This window comes from Komagataeibacter swingsii (assembly GCF_003207895.1).
GTDB classification, from domain to species: domain Bacteria; phylum Pseudomonadota; class Alphaproteobacteria; order Acetobacterales; family Acetobacteraceae; genus Komagataeibacter; species Komagataeibacter swingsii.
The window spans coordinates 1-7,009 of the sequence record NZ_NKUB01000055.1; the positions used below are offsets into that span (position 1 = coordinate 1).

At 58.4% G+C, this 7,009-nt stretch carries 5 protein-coding genes and 6 pseudogenes; 9 read left to right on the forward strand and 2 right to left on the reverse strand.

The window, feature by feature from the left end; translation table 11 throughout:
* Positions 1 to 125: 125 nt before the first annotated feature.
* A pseudogene (locus CFR76_RS16810) lies at positions 126 to 492 on the reverse strand (TetR/AcrR family transcriptional regulator); the annotation flags it as partial.
* A 45-nt stretch (positions 493 to 537) separates the two neighbouring features.
* Between CFR76_RS16810 and sthA the strand changes: the two are divergent.
* From sthA to CFR76_RS16850, 8 genes and pseudogenes are all read left to right on the forward strand, one after another.
* Complete coding sequence (gene sthA / locus CFR76_RS16815; RefSeq protein WP_053324013.1) at positions 538 to 1,974, forward strand: Si-specific NAD(P)(+) transhydrogenase; 1,437 nt, start codon at positions 538 to 540, stop codon at positions 1,972 to 1,974.
* 124 nt (positions 1,975 to 2,098) lie between these two features.
* Positions 2,099 to 2,296: pseudogene (locus CFR76_RS16820) on the forward strand (transposase domain-containing protein); the annotation flags it as partial.
* Positions 2,297 to 2,321: 25 nt separating this feature from the next.
* Positions 2,322 to 2,588, forward strand: a pseudogene (locus CFR76_RS16825) (IS3 family transposase); the annotation flags it as partial.
* Between the two features lie 132 nt (positions 2,589 to 2,720).
* Positions 2,721 to 2,921: pseudogene (vapB, locus tag CFR76_RS16830) on the forward strand (type II toxin-antitoxin system VapB family antitoxin); the annotation flags it as partial.
* On the forward strand, positions 2,922 to 3,332 hold the full coding sequence (gene vapC / locus CFR76_RS16835; RefSeq protein WP_010517707.1) for a type II toxin-antitoxin system tRNA(fMet)-specific endonuclease VapC: 411 nt from the start codon (positions 2,922 to 2,924) through the stop codon (positions 3,330 to 3,332). It abuts the pseudogene before it with no gap.
* Positions 3,333 to 3,688: 356 nt separating this feature from the next.
* Positions 3,689 to 5,059, forward strand: a complete 1,371-nt coding sequence (locus CFR76_RS16840) for a hypothetical protein (RefSeq protein ID WP_025440036.1) — start codon at positions 3,689 to 3,691, stop codon at positions 5,057 to 5,059.
* A 186-nt stretch (positions 5,060 to 5,245) separates the two neighbouring features.
* The gene (locus tag CFR76_RS16845; protein ID WP_010512663.1) at positions 5,246 to 5,446 is read left to right on the forward strand and encodes a type II toxin-antitoxin system CcdA family antitoxin; all 201 of its coding nucleotides are present in this window, start codon (positions 5,246 to 5,248) and stop codon (positions 5,444 to 5,446) included.
* Positions 5,447 to 5,752: a CcdB family protein gene (locus CFR76_RS16850; RefSeq protein WP_025440035.1), complete on the forward strand. Its 306-nt coding sequence runs from the start codon at positions 5,447 to 5,449 to the stop codon at positions 5,750 to 5,752.
* Positions 5,753 to 5,764: 12 nt separating this feature from the next.
* On the opposite strand, the pseudogene CFR76_RS16855 reads toward CFR76_RS16850, so the two are convergent.
* Positions 5,765 to 6,510, reverse strand: a pseudogene (locus tag CFR76_RS16855) (IS630 family transposase); the annotation flags it as partial.
* Between the two features lie 68 nt (positions 6,511 to 6,578).
* On the opposite strand from CFR76_RS16855, the pseudogene CFR76_RS16860 reads away from it, so the two are divergent.
* Positions 6,579 to 7,009 (forward strand): annotated as a pseudogene (locus tag CFR76_RS16860) (transposase); the annotation flags it as partial.

The following is a 7,009-nucleotide window of genomic DNA, read 5'->3' on the forward strand; positions in this document are numbered from 1 at the left end:
CCATCCAGAATGCCTCCTTCAGAGAATGGTCTGCATCCTATGAATCACATTTTTAAACCGATGGGTACCCCGTGAGTCAGGCCAAACAATGGTTGGTATAAGGCCACATCCTCAAGGTTTCACGATGCCTGGTCTGCTGCTGTCAGGGCGCTGCTGGCAACCGGTCGGAAGCTTCCGTCACGTTGTCCTCTTTCCAGAAGACCCGGAAGACTCCCGAAGGTATTCATGGCCGCATCATGTAACTGGGGCTATCGTCTTGCCGGCATCGGAACTGAACATCAGCCGATAAAGACCGGGATATTGAGAGGCAAACCGGATACAGACCTGCCCCGCTGCCATGAATTGCATGCACGTTAAAGACATCGCTTCTGTCATGCCCTCCCCACGCCTGACGAAATCGATCCGGGCCACTTCCAGCAGGGGGAAGGTCGAGTTCTGGTCCGCAGCCATCATGGCCGGCGAAATCCCGCATATGATCCGTGCGTTAGCCATACAGGCACGACATGGGCCGGAACAGTCCGGTTTGGGGGATGGGGCATGACCGAGACATATGATTATGATCTGGTCGTGATCGGCAGCGGCCCGTCAGGCAGGCGGGCTGGGGTTCAGGCGGCGAAACTGGGTCGATCCGTGCTGATTATCGAAAAAAATACCCGGGTTGGCGGGGTCTGTGTGCATACCGGCACCATTCCGTCCAAAACCCTGCGGGAGACGGTCCTCAACCTGACAGGCTGGCGGGAGCAGGCTTTCTATGGCCGGGCTTATCGTGCCCGCAAGGATATAACCATAGCCGACCTGAACAGCCGCCTGCGCAAGACCCTGGATTATGAAGTCGATATGCTGGACCACCAGTTCGCCCGCAACGGCATAGCGGTTGTGCATGGCACGGCACGGTTCGTGGATCCGCACCATATTACGATCACCATGGACAACAGGGTTGCGCGGACTGTGTCGGGTGACAGGATCATTATTGCCGTCGGTACCCGCCCGCACCGTCCGGCCCATGTGCCCTTTGACGGGACGGTCGTGCTGGACAGCGATGAAATGACCAGCCTTGCGCGCCTGCCACGTTCCCTGACGGTAATTGGCGGGGGGGTGATCGGTATTGAATACGCGACAATATTCAGTGCGCTGGATGTGCAGGTGAGCGTTGTCGAGGCACGTGACAGTATTCTGGATTTTGTGGACCGGGGCATCATTGCCGACTTCATGCATCAGTTATGTGATCGCGGGATGCGCTTCAGGCTGGGCAGCCGGCTGGATTCAATCACGGTCGCGGATGGACAACCCGTGGCCGTCCTGGCCGATGGCGGGCAGATCCGTTCTGATATCCTGCTTTATACCGGCGGACGTTCCGGGGCTACGGATCAACTCGGGCTTGATGCATGCGGTCTGCGGGCCGACAGTCGCGGCAGGTTGCAAGTAGACCCGAAGACGTTCCAGACAGGTGTCGCGCATATCTATGCCACGGGGGATGTCATCGGTTTTCCGTCCCTTGCTTCCACATCGCTGGAACAGGGGCGTATCGCAGCGTGCCATGCTTTTGGCCAGACCGTGCCACCAGCCCCTGAATTCTTTCCTTATGGGATATATTCCGTGCCTGAAATCTCAACGGTCGGCATGACGGAAGAACAGGCAAAGGAAAAATCCATACCGTATGAATGCGGGATCGCACGCTTTCGCGAGACATCACGCGGGCATATCGCAGGCATGCATTCGGGGATGCTGAAACTGGTGATTTCCCTTGAAACCCACAGGTTGCTCGGGGTGCATATAGTCGGTGAAAGTGCCACGGAACTAATCCATATCGGTCAGGCCGTGCTTAATTTCGGGGGAACGTTCGACTACTTTATCGATGCGACCTTCAATTACCCGACATTGGCGGAAGCATACAAGATCGCGGCCCTTGATGCATGGAACCGCATTCCCCGTCGCAGGGGGAACGTGGAGCCTCCATCACCCGTGGCGACATGAAGGATCAGCTTTCCTTGCCTCCGCATTGCATGGCACCGGGCCCGCATGCAGGCTGATCTTCTGGCTGGTGAAGAAAGCTGGCAACATCGAACCTGGCGGAGTAAGGCAACTATGCTCTGTAGTCGGCATCGCTCTGGGCAGGAAAGCCTGGTTGTTCGCCGGTTCCGATCGGGGCGGCCCGCGCGCGGCCGACATGTATTCCCGCATCGTCACTGCAAAGCTCAACGACGTCGATCCCCAGGCCTGTCTCGCCGACGTTCTCGCCCGGATCAACGACCAGCCGGTCTCATGCCTGCACGAGTTCCTTCCCTGGAACTGGGAAACACCCGTCACGCCAATCATACACAGAGGTGATGCGGCTGATCGACGCCCAGTTCCTGGAAACGCCCTATTATGGCTTACGGCAGATGACATGGCATCTGCGCCGCCTGGGACATGAAGTGGGCCGCAAGCGGGTCCGGCGGCTCATGGCGATCATGGGCCTGCGGGCGATTTACCAGAAGCCGCGTACAACCATGCCCCATCCGGAGCATCGGAAATATCCATATCTGCTGCGGGATCTGGTCATCAATCGGCCTAACCAAGACTGGTGTTCCGATATCACATATATTCCCAATCACCTGTCCGGATTGTGTGTATGCGGTGCAGAGAGTCCCAAAAATACGGGACATCTTTGTCCAAATTGGATATACACGATACATATCCATAAGGAGGGATCTCCGATGCTGACCCGTACAACACTCTTTCTATCCAATCGCTCGCAGGCGGTGCGTCTGCCGAAGATGGTCGCCTTCGGGGAACAGGTGCGTGAGGTGGTCATCGTGTCCGAAGGTCCACGGCGGATCATCGCTCCGGTCGATGTGGCGTGGGATGATTTCTTTGCGGCTCCCGGGGTGGATCTGGGGGAGCGGAACCAGCCAGCCATGCAGGAACGCGAGGCGCTCTGAATGCTGCGTTACCTGCTGGATACGAACCTCTGTATCCGGGTGTTGCGGGATCGACCGCAGGGGCTGCGTCCGAGGTTCAACAGCTGTGCGGAGGAACTCTGCATCTCGGACGTGGTGCTGTATGAGCTGCTTTATGGCGCGGAACGCTCGTCTGATCCCGTGCACACAAGGCGTGAGGTCGAGCACTTCGCGGCAAGGCTGGCGGTCCTGCCATTCGACAGTGAAGCGGCCGCCCATACAGCGGACATTCGGGCTGCTCTTGAACGGAATGGCCGTATCATAGGTCCGTATGATCTCATGATTGCCGGGCATGCCCGGAGCAGGGGGCTGATTGTGGTGACCGGCAATCTGCGGGAATTCCAGCGGGTGGAAGGTCTTCGAACCGAGGACTGGCTGACTGACACGGTCTGACCGGGAAAGACGCAGCGAGACAAAATATTGATAAAAACGACTGCTTATCAATCGACTATGTCATGCAGCGAGCTTCTCTACGAACCCGCTGACAAGCAGCAGTCTTCTTTGGTTGCAGGCCCCCTGAAACCAGATACAAATCCTTGATTTGACACGATAAAACCGCTCGCACACGGTGGGTTTTTTGTTGTCTGAAATTCCCTGCAGGAAACACATAGGAAACAGATGAAAAGGTAATCCGGCGCAATTTTGTCGAAGGTCACATGTGTGTGAATGTGGGGCAGGGTGCCCTGATGCCTGTTTCGGGATATCGTTCCGGCCTCACCGAGTCAGGTTCAGGAAACGCAGTAACAGCCATGGCCGCAGACGAACTCACGGGACTGATCCGTTATCTCGGTCAGGAGGACTGGCAGGAGTGTTTTGGCGAAGTGCTCGGCGATCACATCGGTCCGGCGCTGGAAGCGGGCGACATCTCCTTCGAGGATCTGGCGGAGATGATCGGCCCCGACGTTGCCATGACGCTGTGGGGCTGTGCCTTCGAGGATTTTCTCGGGCAGGACTGGGATGATGGCCGGAACTTCGTAGACGTTTACCTCAAGCGTCGGGGCTGGAAGGAAGGGCCGCGTAACAGCGCCTATATGCGTGCCCTCAAGGCTTCGGTCATGAGCCTGTATGAAGTCTCGGACATCAGACCCGGCCAGAGCCTGATGGCGCGAGACCTGCTGCGGGGTGGTGATCCGGTTCTGGTGCATGAAGGCACGGCTACCCGGACGCTGAAACAGTGGGATCGTATTGCAACACGTCTCGTGCCGTCCGATGGAAAGACCATTCTTGCAGGCGGGTTGCTCGCCTATTCACGGGGTGCCTGTGAGGATCTGGCTGCGAACCTTTACAGGGCTCTGCGGAAAAGACGGGGCAAGGCAGAGTTTCCAAAAGTCGATACGCAGACGCTGCGTGAGCTTGCGCCGATGTTCACGCTGACCTGGCTGTTCCGGACACTGGAGGACATGGCCCGGCAGATGGAGGGGCCAGCTTTGTTCAATGGGGACGGGGAGGATCTGGTCTTCCACGAAGTGTGTTTTCCGCTGGCAAAGGGCGTGACGCAGAAGATGGTGGCGGATGTGCTTGACGGGATGGCAGCCCTGCGGGCAGAGAGCCGGTCGTTCTGGAACTGGCTGAAAGAGCCGATGAGCGATCCCGTGCGCAAGGCTGGACGGGATGAAAACGGGCGGTTCCTGCGCACGGAGATGGATGACGGCGCGATCGTGCTGGGCACGCTGGATCTGAAGGGGCGGCAGTTGCGGCTGCAGGTGAACTCGAAAGAGCGCGCCGAACGTGGCCGTGCCATGCTGCAGGCTGGTCTGGGAGATCTCGTGCGCGCTCCGCTCACGCAGATCATGACGCCGGCGCAGGCGATGGAAGACCGGGGGACGCATGGACGGGAGGTCTCGCCAGAACTGCAGATCCCGCCCGAGGAGGAAGCCCGGATTATCGGGCAGATGCTGGAGCGGCACTATCGGCAGGTGCTTGATGAGCCAGTCCCGGCCCTGGGGGATATGACGCCGCGCCAGGCCGTCCAGACAGCTTCAGGACGTAAAAAGGTGGCCATCTGGTTGAAGGATATCGAAAACACTACGGTCCGCGCCCAAGGGAGTGGCGGTGCCATGGCTGCCTACGATTTCGGGTGGATGTGGCACGAACTCGGAATCATCAGGCTCAGGAAATAGTCCGCTTTCGCCTCATGTCGGCCATAAGGAAAGCCGTTGAGGCCTCCAGAAAACGGTCGTACCTTCGCATAAAAATATGAACATACAAATGCGCATAAACATGTGCTATATGCTGGTTGCCAGTATAATAGGAGCAAAGCTATGGTTCGCGTGCATCCCGGCACTCCATCACGTCGCCCCACAAATGTGACGCTACCCGCTCAGCTGCTCGAAGAAGCCAAGTCGTTAGATCTCAACATATCGCAGGCCTGCGAGCAGGGGCTTAAGTCAGCTATCGCGTCGATCCGTGCCCAGCAATGGCTGGCAGACAATCGCGCTTCCCTCGAAGCCTCACGGCAGTATGTTGAAGAGAACGGGCTTCCCCTGGCAGACTATCGGAACTTCTAAGTGGCCCGTTTCGATGTGTATCGTCTGGCCGGACGGGGAGAAGCACGTTTCGTTCTGGATGTGCAGGCAGATCTTCTGGACGCACTGGGTACCCGTGTCGTGGTTCCGCTGCTGCCGCAGGGAACCGCACCAAAGCCTGCAAAGAGGCTGAACCCGGTGTTTATGGTTGACGACTGTCCCTTCGTCATGATGACGCAGTTTATGGCCGCAGTTCCTGACCGTGATCTGAAGAAGATCATTGCTTCATTGTCGCTTTGTCAGGACGAAATTACTCAGGCGCTCGATCTGCTTCTCGCAGGTTTCTAATACTACGGGCTATCACCTTTGACCTATATGAGCCCATTTTCTGAGGCCGATGGATCGGATGGTCTGTGGCAGGGCGGTGAGGTTGTTCCATGCGGTGCATGCGGCTTCGATGATGTGTTCGATGCCGCTGAACACGGTGTTGGACAGCCAGTTGGCGCGTAGGAACTGCCAGATATTCTCGACCGGGTTCAGTTCGGGCGCGCGGGACGGCAGGAAGATCAGGCTGACGTTGCGCGGCAGTCTGAGTTTGGGTGTCGTATGCCAGCCGGCACGATCGAGTAGGACGACGGCATGCGCTCCGCGTGCGACGCAGCGTGAGATTTCCTCGATATGCAGTTGCATGCTGGCCGTGCCGGTAAACGGCAACACCAGGCCTGCCGCCTTGCCGAGTGCGGGGCAGATGGCGCCGAACAGCCAGGCATTCTCATAGCGTTGATCGGCAGGCTGGCGTGGTCGGGTGCCACGCCGCGCCCATTGCCGGACAAGACCGTTTTTCTGCCCGATGCGGGCCTCGTCCTGCCACCAGAGTTCAATCCGCCTGCCTCTGGGCAGATGCCCGGTGTGGGCGCTCAGGATCGTGGGGAAGTTTTTTTAAACGCGTCCATGACGGACGGATCCTGTCCGGGGTGACGCGGACGCGCGCTGACGTGGCTGAACCCAAGCCGCTTCAACAGGGCGGAGACATGGCGTTCGTGATAGGAGACGCCAAAACGCTCTTCGATGACCCGCTGAAGATCGACCCGACGCCAGCGCACCACGCAGAAGTGGTCCCCATTTTTCGGACAGGGCGATAAGCTATAATCCGATCTGAGAGAGAACGGGTTTTATGGGCAAGGTTACGCGCAAGAGGTATGCGGCGGAGTTCAAATCACGGGTTGCCCTGGAAGCGATCCGTGGGGAACTGACGCTGGCGGAACTGGCTTCGAAACATGGGGTGCATCAGACGATGATCGCCCAGTGGAAACGGCAGGCGATCGAGGGGATGGCGGCGACCTTCTCCGGGAAGACGGTGGCGGAGCCCCCGGTCAGCCCTGCTGATGTGGAGAAACTGCACGCGAAGATAGGCGAGCTTCTCGTGGAACGGGATTTTTTACGCGATGCCTCTGCTCGGTTGGGCGTGATCAGAGGCGGCAGATGATTGACCCGAAGCGAGCGCGTCTGCCGATAATCCGGCAATGCACGCTGCTGCAACTCAACCGGTCGGGCGTCTACTATCGACCTGTGCCACAGAGCGAGGCCAATCTGGAGCTGATGCGG

Excerpts from the sequence above, each read along its gene's own strand:
- sthA (WP_053324013.1), top strand. The coding sequence starts at position 538 with ATGACCGAGACATATGATTATGATCTGGTCGTGATCGGCAGCGGCCCG.
- vapC (WP_010517707.1), top strand. The coding sequence starts at position 2,922 with ATGCTGCGTTACCTGCTGGATACGAACCTCTGTATCCGGGTGTTGCGG.
- CFR76_RS16840 (WP_025440036.1), top strand. The coding sequence starts at position 3,689 with ATGGCCGCAGACGAACTCACGGGACTGATCCGTTATCTCGGTCAGGAG.